At 37.1% G+C, this 16,380-nt stretch carries 11 protein-coding genes and 2 tRNA genes; 1 reads left to right on the top strand and 12 read right to left on the bottom strand.

Annotated elements, in window-relative coordinates:
• Positions 1-301: 301 nt before the first annotated feature.
• Positions 302-377, top strand: a tRNA-Glu gene (locus C6H17_RS00755).
• An 861-nt stretch (positions 378-1,238) separates the two neighbouring features.
• On the opposite strand, the gene fusA is transcribed toward C6H17_RS00755, so the two are convergent.
• From fusA to rpmG, 12 genes are all read right to left on the bottom strand, one after another.
• Complete coding sequence (fusA, locus tag C6H17_RS00750; RefSeq protein ID WP_004086491.1) at positions 1,239-3,317, bottom strand: elongation factor G; 2,079 nt, start codon at positions 3,315-3,317, stop codon at positions 1,239-1,241.
• A gap of 14 nt (positions 3,318-3,331) precedes the next feature.
• A complete protein-coding gene (gene rpsG, locus C6H17_RS00745; protein WP_004086489.1) occupies positions 3,332-3,799 on the bottom strand; it encodes a 30S ribosomal protein S7 in 468 nt (155 codons plus the stop codon).
• Between the two features lie 24 nt (positions 3,800-3,823).
• The gene (rpsL, locus tag C6H17_RS00740) at positions 3,824-4,207 is read right to left on the bottom strand and encodes a 30S ribosomal protein S12 (protein ID WP_004086488.1); all 384 of its coding nucleotides are present in this window, start codon (positions 4,205-4,207) and stop codon (positions 3,824-3,826) included.
• 68 nt (positions 4,208-4,275) lie between these two features.
• Positions 4,276-12,927 carry a DNA-directed RNA polymerase subunit beta/beta' gene (locus C6H17_RS00735; RefSeq protein WP_005216504.1) on the bottom strand — a complete coding sequence of 2,884 codons (8,652 nt, stop codon included), beginning with the start codon at positions 12,925-12,927 and terminating at the stop codon, positions 4,276-4,278.
• Positions 12,928-13,120: 193 nt separating this feature from the next.
• Complete coding sequence (gene rplL, locus C6H17_RS00730; protein ID WP_004086486.1) at positions 13,121-13,498, bottom strand: 50S ribosomal protein L7/L12; 378 nt, start codon at positions 13,496-13,498, stop codon at positions 13,121-13,123.
• Between the two features lies 1 nt (position 13,499).
• The gene (gene rplJ / locus C6H17_RS00725; RefSeq protein ID WP_004086485.1) at positions 13,500-13,988 is read right to left on the bottom strand and encodes a 50S ribosomal protein L10; all 489 of its coding nucleotides are present in this window, start codon (positions 13,986-13,988) and stop codon (positions 13,500-13,502) included.
• A 116-nt stretch (positions 13,989-14,104) separates the two neighbouring features.
• Positions 14,105-14,809: a 50S ribosomal protein L1 gene (gene rplA, locus C6H17_RS00720; RefSeq protein WP_005216506.1), complete on the bottom strand. Its 705-nt coding sequence runs from the start codon at positions 14,807-14,809 to the stop codon at positions 14,105-14,107.
• A 16-nt stretch (positions 14,810-14,825) separates the two neighbouring features.
• Positions 14,826-15,251: a 50S ribosomal protein L11 gene (rplK, locus tag C6H17_RS00715; RefSeq protein WP_004086482.1), complete on the bottom strand. Its 426-nt coding sequence runs from the start codon at positions 15,249-15,251 to the stop codon at positions 14,826-14,828.
• Between the two features lie 23 nt (positions 15,252-15,274).
• Complete coding sequence (gene nusG, locus C6H17_RS00710; protein WP_005216508.1) at positions 15,275-15,805, bottom strand: transcription termination/antitermination protein NusG; 531 nt, start codon at positions 15,803-15,805, stop codon at positions 15,275-15,277.
• 28 nt (positions 15,806-15,833) lie between these two features.
• Positions 15,834-16,016, bottom strand: a complete 183-nt coding sequence (gene secE / locus C6H17_RS00705) for a preprotein translocase subunit SecE (RefSeq protein WP_027338298.1) — start codon at positions 16,014-16,016, stop codon at positions 15,834-15,836.
• A 25-nt stretch (positions 16,017-16,041) separates the two neighbouring features.
• Positions 16,042-16,118 (bottom strand) — tRNA-Trp (locus C6H17_RS00700).
• Between the two features lie 81 nt (positions 16,119-16,199).
• Positions 16,200-16,373: a 50S ribosomal protein L33 gene (gene rpmG, locus C6H17_RS00695; protein ID WP_004086479.1), complete on the bottom strand. Its 174-nt coding sequence runs from the start codon at positions 16,371-16,373 to the stop codon at positions 16,200-16,202.
• Positions 16,374-16,380 lie beyond the last annotated feature (7 nt).

Genomic DNA, 16,380 nt, shown 5'->3' with positions numbered 1-16,380 from the left:
CCAACAACCCTGCTTTTTATTTATTCTGCTCTTACCTATGTTTTGAATGCTTGTTTAAGTGCTAAAATTTTGATAGATGATCTTTATGCCAAATTTCAACTCTATATTGTTTTTGGAATACTTTTTGTTTGCACAAGGGCAAGACTTTATGTCTTTTCTTGTTTTGTATCTGCAACTTTTGTTGCAGATTCTTAACTCCGAAACTTCGTTAATAAAATCTTTCACAATATTTATTTCATAAGACTTTATCTTTTTGTATTAATTAGATTTTGCTACAATATCGATTCTTTTTACTTTTTATGACCCTTTCATCTAGAGGCCAAGGATACCGCCCTTTCACGGCGGTAACGAAGGTTCAAATCCTTCAAGGGTCGCCATTCTTTAGAATCTACTTTATTTTATAATTAAGATTTATTTAACAATTATCAGCGTATATTCAATTCCTGAAGTAGATTTTCATAATAATATATGAAAAATCTTTAAATTTATCAGATATTAAGCTTTTTAAAAACTAAAAAATAAGATTAAAGTGATTGTCTGTATAATAAATCATGAAAGAAACCAACTGAATGATTTTGAAGTGTATCTAAAGATTTCATAGCACAACGATAGATATAGATGCCATTTGGAAAATATCAAAACTACCACTCATGCCTAAGTTTCCCAATTAACAAAAAAAATATAAATATTTTTCAAAAAACTAAAAAACTATAGGATAAGTAAAAAATTAATATAGTCCATGCCATTATATGAAATCTAAATATGCCAATTCGACACAATACTTCAATATGCATGGATTCCATTTTAGGACTAAGCATCTTTGTGTAATCCTATATTATACATAAGCAATTCTCTATTTAGCACGATTTGCTTGTATAATACATTATCATATTCCTATACTCTCAACGCCATAACAAATCCTTTCATAAAAAATTTAGCATATAATGCTATGTGCGTATAATACAAAAAAAAAAAAACGATTTGTCAAGGGTTTTTATGTGATTCTATTGATAAATTTTCAACTTGAAAACCTTTAATTGTAGATTATCGCTTATGCAATAAGGTTTAATTGTAGCTAAATTTTCACCATTAAATTGCACATTATACGCAACAAAAAAAACAATTATGGGAAAGTCAAAATAATATAGTAATTTTGAAGTTTTGAGATTGAATCTAAACTTATGAGTTTAGATTCTATAAGTGTAATTATGATAAGCTAAATGGATAGCAAAGCGGGATTAGCTGCTGCGTTTATCCATGATTTCTTTAGCGATATTGCTAGGCACTTCTCCATAGTGATCAAATTCCATCGTATAAGTGCCTCTACCTTGTGTAGCTGAACGCAAATCGGTAGAATAGCCAAACATTTCAGCAAGTGGCACGAACGCATTAACGATTTTTAACCCCATTCTATCGTCCATAGAGTTAATCTGTCCTCTTCTGCGGTTTAAATCGCCGATAACATCGCCCATATACTCTTCTGGCACTTCAACTTCCACTTTCATCATAGGCTCTAATAATACCGCATTTGCCTTGCGACAAGCATCTTTAAACGCCATAGATCCAGCAATCTTAAATGCCATTTCGCTTGAATCTACTTCGTGGTAGCTTCCATCATAAAGCGTTACTTTACAATCTACCACTGGATAGCCTGCTAACACACCATTTTGCATTGCTTCTTGGATACCCTTATCAACGGCTGGGATATATTCTTTTGGAATCACACCACCGCTAATCTCATTTACAAATTCATAACCACTGCCTGCTTCTTTTGGCTCTAGCTTAATATGCACATGTCCGTATTGCCCACGACCACCTGACTGCTTCGCATATTTACATTCTTGTGTAACACTGCTACGGATAGTCTCCCTAAAGGCAACTTGTGGCTGTCCAACTTCTGCTTCAACGCGGAATTCTCGCTTTAGTCTATCCACAATGATTTCAAGATGCAATTCGCCCATACCGCCTATAAGTGTTTGCCCTGTTTCTTCCTGTGTGCTTACCCTAAAGCTTGGGTCTTCTTCTGCAAGCTTACCAAGCGCTACTGCCATTTTCTCTTGATCTGCTTTTGTCTTTGGCTCAACTGCGATATGTATAACAGGTTCTGGGAACTCCATACGCTCTAGAATCACGGGCTTTTTATCATCACAAAGTGTATCTCCAGTTAGTGTCTCTTTTAAACCAACAAAAGCACAAATCTCACCGGCATAGACTTCTTTAATATCTTCTCTCTTATTAGAGTGCATTTTTAAAAGTCGCCCTACCCTTTCCTTTTTGCCTTTTGTAGAGTTATACACATAGCTACCAGATTCTAACTTACCGCGATATACACGCACGAATGTAAGCTGTCCAACAAAAGGGTCTGTCATAATCTTAAATGCAAGTCCTGCAAATTCGCCATCATCGCTAGATTCTACAAGCACCTCTTCTTCTGTTTTTGGCTCAATGCCCTTAATTTCTGCAACTTCTGTTGGTGCGGGGAGATAATCAACGACTGCATCAAGCAATGTTTGCACACCTTTGTTTTTAAAGCTTGAACCACAAAGCATAGGGATAAGGCTCATATTATGGCAACCCATTTTAATGCCTTTTTTAATCTCCGCTTCACTTAGCTCTTCGCCACCTAGATATTTTTCCATTAAAGCTTCATCTTGCTCGGCTGCAGATTCCACAAGCTTTTCTCTATATTCATTTGCTTTATCCATTAAATCTGCTGGAATCTCTTCTACATCGTATTTTGCACCCATAGATTCATCATTCCACACGATAGCTTTCATTAATACTAAATCAACTACACCTTTGAAAGAATCTTCCGCACCGATAGGAATGCAGATTGGCACAGGATTAGCCTTTAGTCGCTCTTTGATTTGTGATTCTACATTATAGAAATTCGCACCGATTCTATCCATTTTATTCACAAATACCATACGAGGCACACCATATTTATTTGCTTGTCGCCACACGGTTTCACTTTGGGGCTGCACACCACCGACAGAACAAAACACAGCCACAGCACCATCAAGCACACGCATAGACCTCTCTACTTCAATTGTAAAATCGACATGTCCGGGAGTGTCGATGAGATTAATTTGATGATCTTTCCAAAAGCAAGTAGTCGCCGCAGAAGTAATAGTGATACCTCTCTCTTTTTCTTGCTCCATCCAGTCCATTGTCGCAGCACCATCATGCACTTCGCCAATCTTATGGCTTACACCTGTGTAGAATAAGATTCTCTCTGAAGTTGTCGTTTTTCCAGCATCAATATGTGCGGCAATACCGATATTGCGTATTTTATTTAAAGGGGTTTTTCTAGCCATTTATTATCCTTAAACTACCAGCGATAATGTGCAAACGCTTTGTTTGCTTCTGCCATTTTATGCACATCTTCTTTTTTCTTAAATGCCGCACCTTTATCACTTGCTGCGTCCATAAGCTCATTTGCTAAACGCTCTATCATTGTGCGTTCATTGCGTTTTCTTGTAGCTTCTAAAAGCCAACGGATAGAAAGGCTTTGTTGTCTTTCTGGTCGCACTTCTACTGGCACTTGATAGGTTGCCCCACCCACTCTTCTGCTTCTTACTTCCACAAGCGGACGGATATTTGCTAATGCTTTTTCAAAGACTTCAATGCCTTTTTCACCGCTTTTTTCTTCGATTCTATTAAAAGCTGCGTAAATAATCTTTTCTGCTACGCTTCTTTTACCATCATACATCATTTTATTGATAAACTTTGTTACAACCTTATTGCCATATATTGGATCGCCCAAAACTTCTCTAACGGGGGCTTTTCTTCTTCTCATTGAATCACTGCTCCTTATTTCAAATTATTTTTTAGCATCTTTTGCTTTTTTAGCACCATACTTACTGCGTGAAACAGATCGCTTTGCAACACCTGCAGTATCAAGCGCACCACGGATAATATGATATTTAACACCCGGTAAGTCTCTTACCCTACCACCACGCACTAACACGATAGAGTGCTCTTGTAAGTTATGACCAATACCCGGTATATAACTAATGACTTCAAACTTACTTGTAAGTCGCACTTTAGCTACTTTTCTAATCGCTGAGTTTGGCTTCTTTGGTGTAGTGGTATAAACTCTTGTGCAAACACCTCTTCTTTGAGGACACTCTACTAACGCTGGCGACTTTGTCTTTTTGACAACCTTTTTTCTTTCCTTGCGAATCAACTGATTAATCGTTGGCACACATCCATCCTTATAATAAAATTTACAAAATTTTTGGCTATTATACTTAAAAAATGTTTAGATTAAACTTAGGAATTATCCTTATTGTGTCTAATCATCACTTTTTTATTCTTATATAAGCCTGTTCCTACTGGAATCATACGACCCAAAACAACATTTTCTTTCAAGTCTTCTAAGAAATCCTTTTTCGCAGAGATACTTGCCTCTGTAAGCACTTTCGTAGTTTCTTGGAAAGAAGCTGCTGAAATGATAGAATCGCTACTGATTGCAGCACGAGTAATACCAAGCAATACAGGCTCTGCAATAGCAGGATTACCGCCCATTTTTAGCATTCTTTCATTCTCTTCTTTGAAATGCCTACGGCTAACAAGATCTCCCTCAATGAATTTCGTATCTCCGCTATCAAGCACTTTGAAATAGCGAAGCATTTGAGATAAAATAACCTCGATATGCTTATCAGCAATGCTAACACCTTGTCGGCGATAAACTTGTTGCACTTCACCTACAACATATTTATGCAACTCTTTTTCACCATTGATTCTTAAGATATCATGGCTGCTTATCGTTCCATCACTAAGCATTTCACCTGCATGCACAAATTCACCCTCACGCACTAGAATCTGCTTTGACTTATCAATGAGATATTCAGTCTGTCTGCCATCATCAGCAGTAATGACAACTCTTTCTTTACCGCGTATTGCCCTACCAAAGCTTACATGTCCATCAATCTCTGCTAATACTGCAATATCTTTTGGCTTTCTTGCTTCAAACAATTCAGAAACACGAGGCAAACCACCTGTAATATCTTTTGATTTTGCAGTTGCTTTTGGCACTTTAGCTAACACATCGGCAACTTCAACTTTTTCTCCATCATTTACAAGCAATACGCTTTTTGGCTCAAGATTATAGGTAGTCTCTTTGCCTTTAGAATCTAGCACTACAATCGCAGGTTTATAGCCTTGCGGGATATACTCTTGGACTGTGAGTGATTTAATGTGCGTTTTTTCATCTTCTTTTTCAATCACGGTTGTGCCTGCTACTACATCATTAAAGCGTATTGTTCCAGCTTGTTCTGCAATCACAAGTGTATTGTAAGCATCCCATGACGCAACAACCGCATCTTTATCATTATTTTTATTTGCAATGCGTGTCTTTTTTGTTACTTCCGCATTATCTTTAGTCTCAATCTTTGAGCCTCTTGCGATATAGTGTCTGCATGCTTCTCTATCATTAGAATCTGCAATCACTGCAAAAATGCCTTTTTCTTTCACAACCATGCCAACACTTACATCATGGTATCGCTCTAACTCATCAGATACAAGGCGATAATACTTCACAACACCATCGGCATTTGCATATATATCTTGTGAAACCGGCTCATTATCTTGTATATGCAATTCACTCGCATAAGGGATACGATTGCCTACATTCCAACCATCTTTAATAACATCTGCGATACTATCTCCAGCTTTTACTTTATAGCCTGTATCATGCGGGATATAGATTTTACCCTCAATCTCGCCAATAACACCTGCTAATTCCCTTTGGGCTGCAATATCAGCCTTACCTAACTCATAAGTCTTCTGCTCTTTTGCACCTTTTAGGACTAAGATGATTCTATCATGTGCGGTTTCAACTTGCAATTCACCATCAAAAGGTGCTTTAATCTTTGGCTCAACAAGCAATACAGAAGCATTTCTTCTATTTGCGATGATATTTTTACCCTCTCTATTTTTATGAGTTTTAATATTATAGTAGCGGATAAAGCCTTCTTTATTTGCAACAATTTGATTTTCCTCTTGACTTCTACTTGCTGTCCCACCGACATGGAATGTTCGTAGTGTAAGCTGCGTTCCGGGCTCACCAATAGATTGTGCAGCAATAACACCAACAGAATCTCCAGTGATACTCATTTTACCTTCACCAAGATTTAGTCCATAACATTTCGCACATATACCACGCGGGGCTTTACATGTGATAGGGGTGCGGATATTTACTGCACGCACACCTGCGTTTTTAATCTGTTCTGCAATCTCTTCTGTGATGAGTTTGCCCTCTTGCACTAGCACTTCTTTTGAGATTCCATCATGCACTTCAGCAGCGGTTACTCTACCTACAATACGCTCTTGCAATGTCTCAATCATCTCATTACCAACGGCAATATCAGTAAGCTCTACTCCCTCATGTGTGCCACAATCTTCCATTGTGATTTTCACATTTTGACTGACATCAATAAGCTTTCTTGTAAGGTAACCAGCATTTGCGGTTTTAAGCGCTGTATCTGCTAGACCTTTTCTTGCTCCGTGTGTTGAAGTAAAGTATTCAAGCACATTCAAGCCCTCTTTAAAGTTTGAGATAATAGGCGTTTCAATAATGCTACCATCAGGCTTTGCCATAAGACCACGCATCGCAGATAGCTGTCTAATCTGTGTCGCACTACCTCTAGCACCAGAATCTGCCATCATATAAATAGGGTTAAATCCGCCCCTATCTTTCTCTACAATCTCCATCATCTCTTTTGCCATTTTGTCATTTGTTTCCGTCCAAACATCGATGATTTTATTGTATCTCTCTTGTATCGTTAAAGCACCTTGTTCTGCTTGAGACTGAATCTCACGCACACGCTCTTTAGATTCTGTAATCATTTTAGTTTTAGAATCTGGGATAATAATATCTGCTGCGGCAATAGAAATACCTGCTTTTGTCGCATATTTAAATCCTAAATCCTTTAGATTGTCAAGGAATACTGCTGTGCCACCGATACCGCTTTCTTTATATACGCAGTCAATAAGATTTGATATATCTTTCTTTTTCAAAACGCGATTCCATAAATGTGGCGATACAAAGCTTGGTAAAATAGAACGCAATACCATTCTACCCGCAGTAGTCGTAATTACATGTCGCTCATGCACTACGCGTATAGTGCTGTGTATATCAAGCTCATCAAATTCCATTGCCATTGCAATTTCATTAAAATTTGAGAAAAGCTTATGCTCACCTTTAGAATCTGGCTTCTCAAGGCTTAGATAATAAAGCCCTAAAACCATATCTTGACTTGGCACAGCGACTGGCTTACCACTTGCTGGTAGCAAAATATTTGCTGAACTTAGCATGAGAATCTTACATTCTGCAATGGCTTCTTTTGATAATGGAACATGCACCGCCATTTGGTCGCCATCAAAGTCTGCGTTAAATGCAGAACACACAAGCGGGTGCAACTGGATTGCTTTACCATCAATAAGTTTTGGGTGGAATGCTTGAATTGATTGCTTATGCAATGTCGGCGCACGATTTAGCATAACCGGATAGCCCTCAATAATCTCTTGCAAACACTCCCAAACCTCATTTGTTTTTTGGTCAATCATTTGTTTTGCGGTTTTAATAGTCTTTGCATGTCCTTTTTCTTCAAGCTTTGCAAGTAAATGCGGCTTAAATAGCTCAATAGCCATATTCTTAGGCAATCCGCATTGATCCATGCGTAAATTTGGTCCAACAACAATAACGCTTCTGCCTGAGAAATCCACTCTTTTTCCAAGTAGATTCTGACGGAATCTTCCTTGCTTTCCTTTAATAATCTCTGATAGAGATTTTAGCGGTCGCTTATTTGCACCTTTTACTGCATTTGAGTTTCTGCCATTATCAAATAAGGCATCTACTGCTTCTTGCAACATTCTTTTTTCATTACGCACGATAATTTCTGGTGCATCAAGCTCCATTAATCTCTTTAATCGCAAGTTACGATTAATAACGCGGCGATACAAGTCATTCACATCACTAACCGCAAACTTACCACCATCAAGGGCTACTAAAGGTCGTAAATCTGGTGGCAATACCGGCAATACGCTAAGCATCATCCACTCTGGTCTATTGCCTGATTGTAAAAAGCTTTCCACAACCTTTAGACGCTTAATATAGGTTTTCTTTTTTGCTTCAGAATTAGTAGCAGCAATATCTGCTTTTAAAGATTCTAAAAGATTCACTAAATCTAGCTCTTCTAATAATTCCTTAACCGCTTCACCGCCCATTTGTGCTTCAAATCCTGCAAGCTCAAATCGTCCATTCAGATTCTTAAACTGCTCTTCATTCAGCACATCATATTTCATAACCTTTTTTGTAAGCTCATTGTCATAATACGCATCACCTGCATTTTTAACAATATAGGCTTCATAGTAAAGCACTCTTTCTAAATCTTTCATTTTCACACCAAGCAATGTGCCGATACGACTAGGAAGTGAGCTTACATACCAAATATGTGCTACTGGCGTTACAAGCTCGATATGCCCCATTCTTGAGCGGCGAACTTTTGCGGTTGTAACCTCTACGCCACATTTCTCACATATCACATCTTTATAACGCCCTTTTCTATACTTACCACAATGGCATTCATAATCTCTTACTGGTCCAAAGATTTTCGTGCAGAAAAGCCCATCTCTCTCTGGTTTTAGCGTGCGATAATTAATTGTCTCTGGTTTTTTTACTTCACCTCTACTCCATGAGCGTATTTTCTCTGGACTTGCTAAGACTATTTGGAAAGAGCTAAAATCTTTTGGTCTATCTTTCTCTTTCTCGCTAATTACTAAAGGCTCATCTTGATTCTCACCATATACATTAACATCAAGGGCTAAAGACTGCAACTCTTTTGTTAAAACATAAAAAGTTTCTGGGATTGCAGAATCTCCAATAGGATAGCCTTTTGTAATCGCTTCATACGCCTCTCTTCTACCATTTACATCATCAGATTTGATAGTAAGCATTTCTTTTAAGGTATGTGCCGCACCATAAGCCTCTAGCGCCCATACTTCCATTTCACCAAATCGCTGCCCGCCAAAAAGCGCTTTACCGCCAACTGGCTGCTGTGTTACAAGTGAGTAAGGTCCTGTGCTTCTTGCATGCACTTTTTCATCGACAAGGTGATGAAGTTTCAACATATACATATAGCCAACATTAACTCTCTCTTTGATTTTCTCACCGGTTTTACCATCATAAAGCTCGGTTTTTCCGTCCATATCTATTCTAGCCATTTCAAATAGCTTGTTGAACTTTTCTTGCGATATACCCTCAAATACTGGAATAGCAAACTTGACGCCATTGCTCCAATCTCTCGCATAAGCAAGTAAATCATCTTTACTCGCAGATTCTAGAATCTTAATAACAGAATCATCTTCATTCACAGCTTTTGCTATCTCAATCATTTTAGCTTTAAGCTCTGTGCTAAACTCATATTGAGATTTTTTCAACTCATCTTCTATTTGCTCCCCAAAACGCTTACCGATTAATCCTAAATGCACTTCTAGAATCTGCCCGATATTCATACGGCTTGGCACACCCAAAGGATTAAGGATAATATCAATTGGCTCTCCATCTTTTGTATAAGGCATATCAACTGCTGGGACAATATTACTTACAATACCTTTATTCCCATGTCGCCCCGCCATTTTATCGCCGACTTTTAGCTTTCTTTTTGTTGCAATATAGATTTTTACAAGCTTTACAACGCCATTTGGTAAAATATCATCTTTTTCTAAAATCGCAAGTTTTTCTTCATGCTCGACACCTAAAACTCGCTTTTGCTCTAAAAAGTTATTTTTAATCTGTTCATATTGATTCTGAATCTCTTTAGAATAGCTTTTAATAAGTGTATTTAATGCAAAGCGATTAATATCATCAAATTCTTTTTTAGGGATACACTCACCTTTTTTAAAGACTTTATCATTAATCTTTGCTTCAGCACTTAGTGGCTCTTTTGATAATACATAAGAGATTCTAAGCATCTCTTCTTTATTAAGCATTGTTAAACGCTCATGATGCTCAATATCTAAATCAGACTTTTCATCTTCATAGGCTTGTCTTGCTCTTGCATCTTTTTCATAGCCTTTTTTTGTAAAGATTTTTACATCTACAACATAGCCTTCCATACTTTGTGGGCAATAAAGAGATTTATTTACAACATGTCCGGCTTTTTCCCCAAAAATCGCACGCAATAATCGCTCTTCTGGTGTTGGCTTTACATCGCCTTTTGGTGTTACCTTACCAACTAGAATCATACCGCCTGTTACATAAGTCCCAATCTTTACAATACCGCTTTCATCAAGGTGGGCGATACTATCTTCTCGCACATTTGGAATATCCGCAGTAATCTCTTCAATACCATGTTTAAGCTCTCTTGCCTCTATCTCTTTTTCATATATATGCACTGAAGTAAAGGCATCATCTTTAATGATATTCTCACTTACAACAATCGCATCTTCAAAGTTATAACCATACCAAGGCATGAAAGCAACGCGGATATTTTTACCCAATGCAAGTTCGCCGCTATCCATACTCGCACCATCTGCGATAATCTGTCCAGCTTTAATCTTATCGCCTACTTTTACAATCGGTCGTTGTGTGAAGCTTGTGTTTTGATTGGTTCTCATATTTTTTTGCATTGAATAGCTATCAATATAAGCACCATTTTCATTTTCGCCAAGTATATAGATATTTTTACCATCTACTTTTTCTACGACACCACCTTGTTTTGCCTTAATAGCCGCCCAAGAATCTCTAGCAATAACGCTTTCAATACCTGTCCCAACAATAGGTGCATCTGGCTTTAATAGCGGCACAGCTTGTCGCTGCATGTTAGATCCCATAAGAGCGCGGTTAGCATCATCATGCTCTAAGAATGGAATGAGTGAAGCCGCAACACCAACAAGCATTCTAGCACTCAAATCTATCAGCTCAACATCTTCTGTTTTACGCAATGAAATCTCACCACCGCAACGAGTTTCAATCAAGCCCTCTACAATCTTATTTGTAGAATCTAGCTTTGTGCTTGCAGGGGCTATAACCTTGCCATCTTCTTGTGTTGCAGTAAGATAGACTACTTCATTTGTCGTTTTTCCATCGACCACTTTTTTATAAGGGGCTTCAATAAAGCCTAAATCATTTACTTTTGTAAAAGTTGATAGGGTATTAATAAGCCCGATATTTTGCCCTTCAGGCGTTTCAATAGGACAGATTCTACCATAATGCGTTGGATGCACATCTCTTGCTTCAAAGCCTACACGCTCTTTTACCAGACCGCCCTCGCCTAATGCGGAAAGTCGCCTTTTATGCGTAATCTCTGATAGCGGATTTGTCTGATCCATGAATTGCGATAATTGCCCACTTGCAAAAAACTCCATAATCGTGCTTGTAATCATTTTAGAGCTAATCAAATCATGTGGCATTACATTTTCAAAAGAAGTTTGTTGTGTAAGCTTATCTTTGATTGATTTTTGCATTTTAACAAGCCCTGAATGAAGCTCATTTGCAAGCAACTCGCCAATAGCCCTAATCCTTCTATTCCCTAAGTGATCCCTATCATCAATCCTGCCCTTACCATTGCGAACTTGCATAAGATATTTAACCGTTTCAATAATATCTTCATAGGTTAGCACGCTTACATAATCTGGCACTTTAAGATTTAGCTTATGATTCATTTTCATACGACCAACGCCTGTTAAATCATAACGCGAAGGATCAAAGAATAACTGCTCGATAAATTTATGTGCTACTTCCCTTGTTACAGGCTCTGCTGGACGCATAACCTTATAGATTCTAATAGCCGCTAAATCACACTCATCATCAATTTTTTCCGTTTGGCGAATGTTTTTCAAGCTTTCCATATCTGCAAGGAATGAGTTAATGATAGAGTTATCATAACCCGGTGCTGTATCATGGATAATCTTAAATTTTGTTATCTTATTATCATTTAATTTCTTTATATTCGCTTCATTTAAAGGTGAGAGTGTATCAAGTATTACTTCTCCGCTTTTGCTATCAATGACTGGTTCTGCAAGATAGGTATTCAAAAGATTTGTTGTAGAAAACTCTACTTTATCATAGCTGATATTTTGCTCGTTTAAATCTCTTATACGCTTTTTATTGAATCTTTTTCCCGCAGGTAAAACAACCTGCCCTTTTTCATTTATCAAATCATACTCAAGGCTTCCCTCAATATCATTTGGATTAAATGGAATATAGAATTTATCCTTTTTCACAGACACATCAAGCACAGGATAAAGCATTTGAATAATCTGCTGCTTACTATAGCCTAATGCTCTAAAAAGGATAGTAACAGGCATTTTTCTTCGCTTATTGATTCTTACATACATAATGTCTTTTGCATCATATTCAAAATATAGCCAAGCACCCATATTTGGAATAATTTGTCCGGTATAGATAAGCTTATTTGCTGAAGTGTTTGACTCATCTTCCTTAAAGATAACGCCCGGACTTCTATGAAGCTGATTTACCACAACTCGCTCAACCCCATTAATAATGAAAGACACCCTATCAGTCATTAATGGAATCTCACGCACATAAATAGTTTGCTCTTTAATATCCTTAACGCCTACTTGCTCACCCTTGTCATCTTTATCCCACAATACAAGGCGAATCTTAATTTTCAATGGAATAGAATATGTTAAGCCTCTTACCATTGTTTCAGCAATAGTGTATTTCTGCTTACCAAACTCACAGCCAGCATATTCCAAAGTAACACGACCAGCACTATCCTGAATAGGAAAAATAGACTTTAATACACGCTCAATCCCACTTTCTCTACTATCGTTTGAATACAAAAAAGAATCATAGCTATCCTTTTGCAGCATTAATAAGTTAGGAACATCAAGCTCTTCTTGGCTTTTTGAAAAATCAACTCTTAATCTCGTGTTTGTTAGTCGTCGTTTGCCCATATTAACCCTCTTTATCTCAAAGTTTTTTAAGAGCCAAATACTCTCTCTAGCCTACCATACCCCATAACAGAAATATGATACAATAGAGAGAATATTTATAAAATTATAAAAATGCAAAAAAGCCTATCCAAAGGCGGATAGAATCTCCGCCACAAAGATAGGCTTAAAAAGCTTACAATAGTTAGGTAAAAAGTTATTTTACTTCTACTTTTGCACCCGCTTCTTCAAGTTTTTTCTTAAAGTTTTCAGCGTCTTCTTTGCTTACGCCTTCTTTAAGTGTATTTGGTGTTTTCTCTGTTGCTTCTTTAGCTTCTTTTAAGCCAAGACCAGTGATTTCTCTAACAGCCTTAATAACATTGATTTTATTTGCACCCGCATCAACAAGCACAACATCAAATTCTGTTTTTTCTTCAGCTGCAGCCCCAGCACCGCCACCAGCAACTGCACCAGCTACAACCGTTGGAGCAGCACTTACACCAAATTTTTCTTCAAACGCTTTCACTAACTCTGATAACTCTAAAACCGATAAATTACCGATGTATTCTAATACATCTTCTTTTGAAATTGCCATATTAAGCTCCTTGCTCTTCTTTTTGTTTTCTTAAATTGTCTAATCCTGTCGCAAAATACCTTGCAGGTGCTGTCCATACAGACAACAACATACCAATCAATTCATCTTTGCTTGGTAGTTTAGATACTGCAGTGATATGCTTAGAATCTACAATCTCGCCATCAAAATAGCCAAATTTAACGCTAAATTTTTCGCTATTTGCTTCTTGAAATTTACATACAACTTTTGATAAAGAAATCTGATCGTTAGACCAAATATAAATATTTGTATCTTTGAGTTCAGCTTCTTTATAACCTGCTTGTTTCAATGCAATATTTGCAAGCTTATTTTTAATAACCTGCACGCAAATATCAGAATCTTTAGAGCTTCTGCGTAAAGACTCTAATTGCTTTACTTGCAATCCTTTATAATCACAAATAATCATTGCACTAGCATTTTTAAAGCTTTCGCTTAAATTTGCCACAAGCTGCGCTTTCTCTTCTCTTGTCATGCTTCCTCCTTTCAGCCTTCAAACTTATACGGGGTAATTTTTAAGCTTCACGCCCCAGTAGTCTCTAGCCCAAGATAAAGATAAAAAGATTCTAGAATCTTTATTTTACTTCCCTGCTATTTTACATCCATAAGTTCTTGTGAATCCACTTTAACTGATGGACTCATCGTCAGAGAAAGGTTACTTGACTTAATATATTTGCCTTTCGCAGTGCTTGGCTTTAACCTATTGATAGTTTTTACAAACTCAACTAAATTATCAAGCAACTTATTATTATCAAAACTTGCCTTACCAATGGGGCTATGAATGTTTCCTTTTTTATCAACACGGAAATTTACTTGTCCGCTTTTTGCATTTGCAACAGCTTTTGCTACATCAGCAGTAACCGTGCCTGTCTTTGGATTTGGCATGATACCTTTTGGTCCCAATATTCTACCAACTTTACCAACAAGTGGCATCATATCAGGTGTGGCAATCACCATATCAAAATCTATATTTCCGCCCTTAATCTGTTCTGCCAAATCTTCATCGCCAACCACATCAGCACCAGCTTTTCGTGCCTCATCAGCTTTTAAATCCTTTGCAAACACTGCAACTCTTACCTTTTTGCCCGTGCCATGTGGCAATACAACTGCACCGCGGATCATTTGATCGGCATGACGCGGATCAACACCAAGTCGCAATGCAACCTCCACAGTTTCATCGAATTTTGCAGAAGCAAGGGATTTTACCGCATTTATCGCAGATTCCATATCGTAAGTTTTATCACAATCAATTTTTTGAGATAAAGCTTGTAATCTTTTTGACATTTTTTTCTTCATTATGATTCTCCAAAAATTAATCTACTATTTCAACGCCCATGCTTCTAGCACTACCCGCAACTATCTTTTTTGCCTCTTCAATGTCAGTCGTATTTAAATCTTCCATTTTTGTTTTTGCAATCTCTTCAAGTTGAGATTGTGTAAGCTTACCAATTTTATTTTTCAAAGGATTATCAGAACCCTTTGTCAATTTAGCAACATTCTTAATCAAATCTGTTACAGGTGGCTTTTTAGTAACAAATGTAAAGCTTTTATCTTGATACACCGTGATGATAACGGGGATATTAAAATTACCCATATCCTTTGTTTTCTCATTAAAAGCTTTACAAAATTCCATAATATTAACGCCCCTTTGTCCAAGAGCTGGACCCACTGGAGGAGATGGATTTGCTTTGCCAGCTGGAATCTGCAATTTTAATTCGCCAACAATCTTTTTTGCCATTGTCTATCCTTATTTAAAAAATGTTAAAGAATTTTTTCAACTTGCACATCATTAATCTCTGTGAGAGTATTACGACCAAAAATAGAAACATTAAGCTTTAATTTCTTAGTTTTTATATCATAACTCTCAACGACACCAGTGAAGTTAGCAAAAGGTCCATCTGTGATTAAGACAGACTCGCCGGTAGCAAATGAAACTTTAGGGCGAGGTGCAGGTCTATTCTCAATCTTATCTAAAATATTTTGAATATCTGCTTCACTTAAAGGCGTGGGCTTTTTGCTCTCTCCAATGAATCTACCAACTCTTGGTAATGACTGAATCATATGCCAAAGCTCCGTATCCAAGCTAATATATACAAACACATATCCCGGATAGATACTTCTTTGCACCGTCTTTTTCTTCTTATCTTTGATTTCAAAAACATCTTCAGTAGGAACAACTATGTTTTTCAAACGATGGGAAGCATTATTCTGCTCAATAAGATTCTCTATAGCTTTCTTTACAGATTGCTCACTTCCCGAATATGTTTGTATTGCATACCATTGAAATTCCATTAGCTATTCCTTAATTTACCAACAATTCCTAAGATACTATACGCGAAATCGTATAATGGAAAAAGACATCGATAACTGCCAAAAACAAGGCAATTACAGAAACAACAATAATCACAGAAACAAATGCAGTCCGCACTTGCTCTTTTGTTGGAAAGATAACTTTTCCCAACTCATCTTTAGATTCTTTATAATATTTCTTTATCTTCACTATAAAAACCTTGGTACTCATTCATAAATGGCAGGCCAGGAAGGACTCGAACCCTCAACACTCGGTTTTGGAGACCGATGCTCTAACCATTGGAGCTACTGACCTTCCCAAACAAACACTAGAAATTCAAACGATCCCTATGCCTCACAGAATGTGAGACACAACATACAATTTTGTAGAATAAAATCAGCTTGTTTTAAGCTTTACTTCTTTATGTATTGTATGTTTATTTAATCTTGGGCAGAACTTTTTAAGCTCCAGTTTTTCTGTATTTGTTTTTGCATTCTTTGTAGTGCTATAATTAATATCACCACACTCAGAACACTTCAATCCAACTTTAACCAAATTACCCTTTGCCATAACTTTT

Source organism: Helicobacter rappini, from assembly GCF_900198625.1.
Lineage (GTDB): Bacteria > Campylobacterota > Campylobacteria > Campylobacterales > Helicobacteraceae > Helicobacter_A > Helicobacter_A rappini.
The sequence above is the reverse complement of the archived record's forward strand: the minus strand, read 5'-3'. Positions and strand labels throughout refer to the sequence as shown.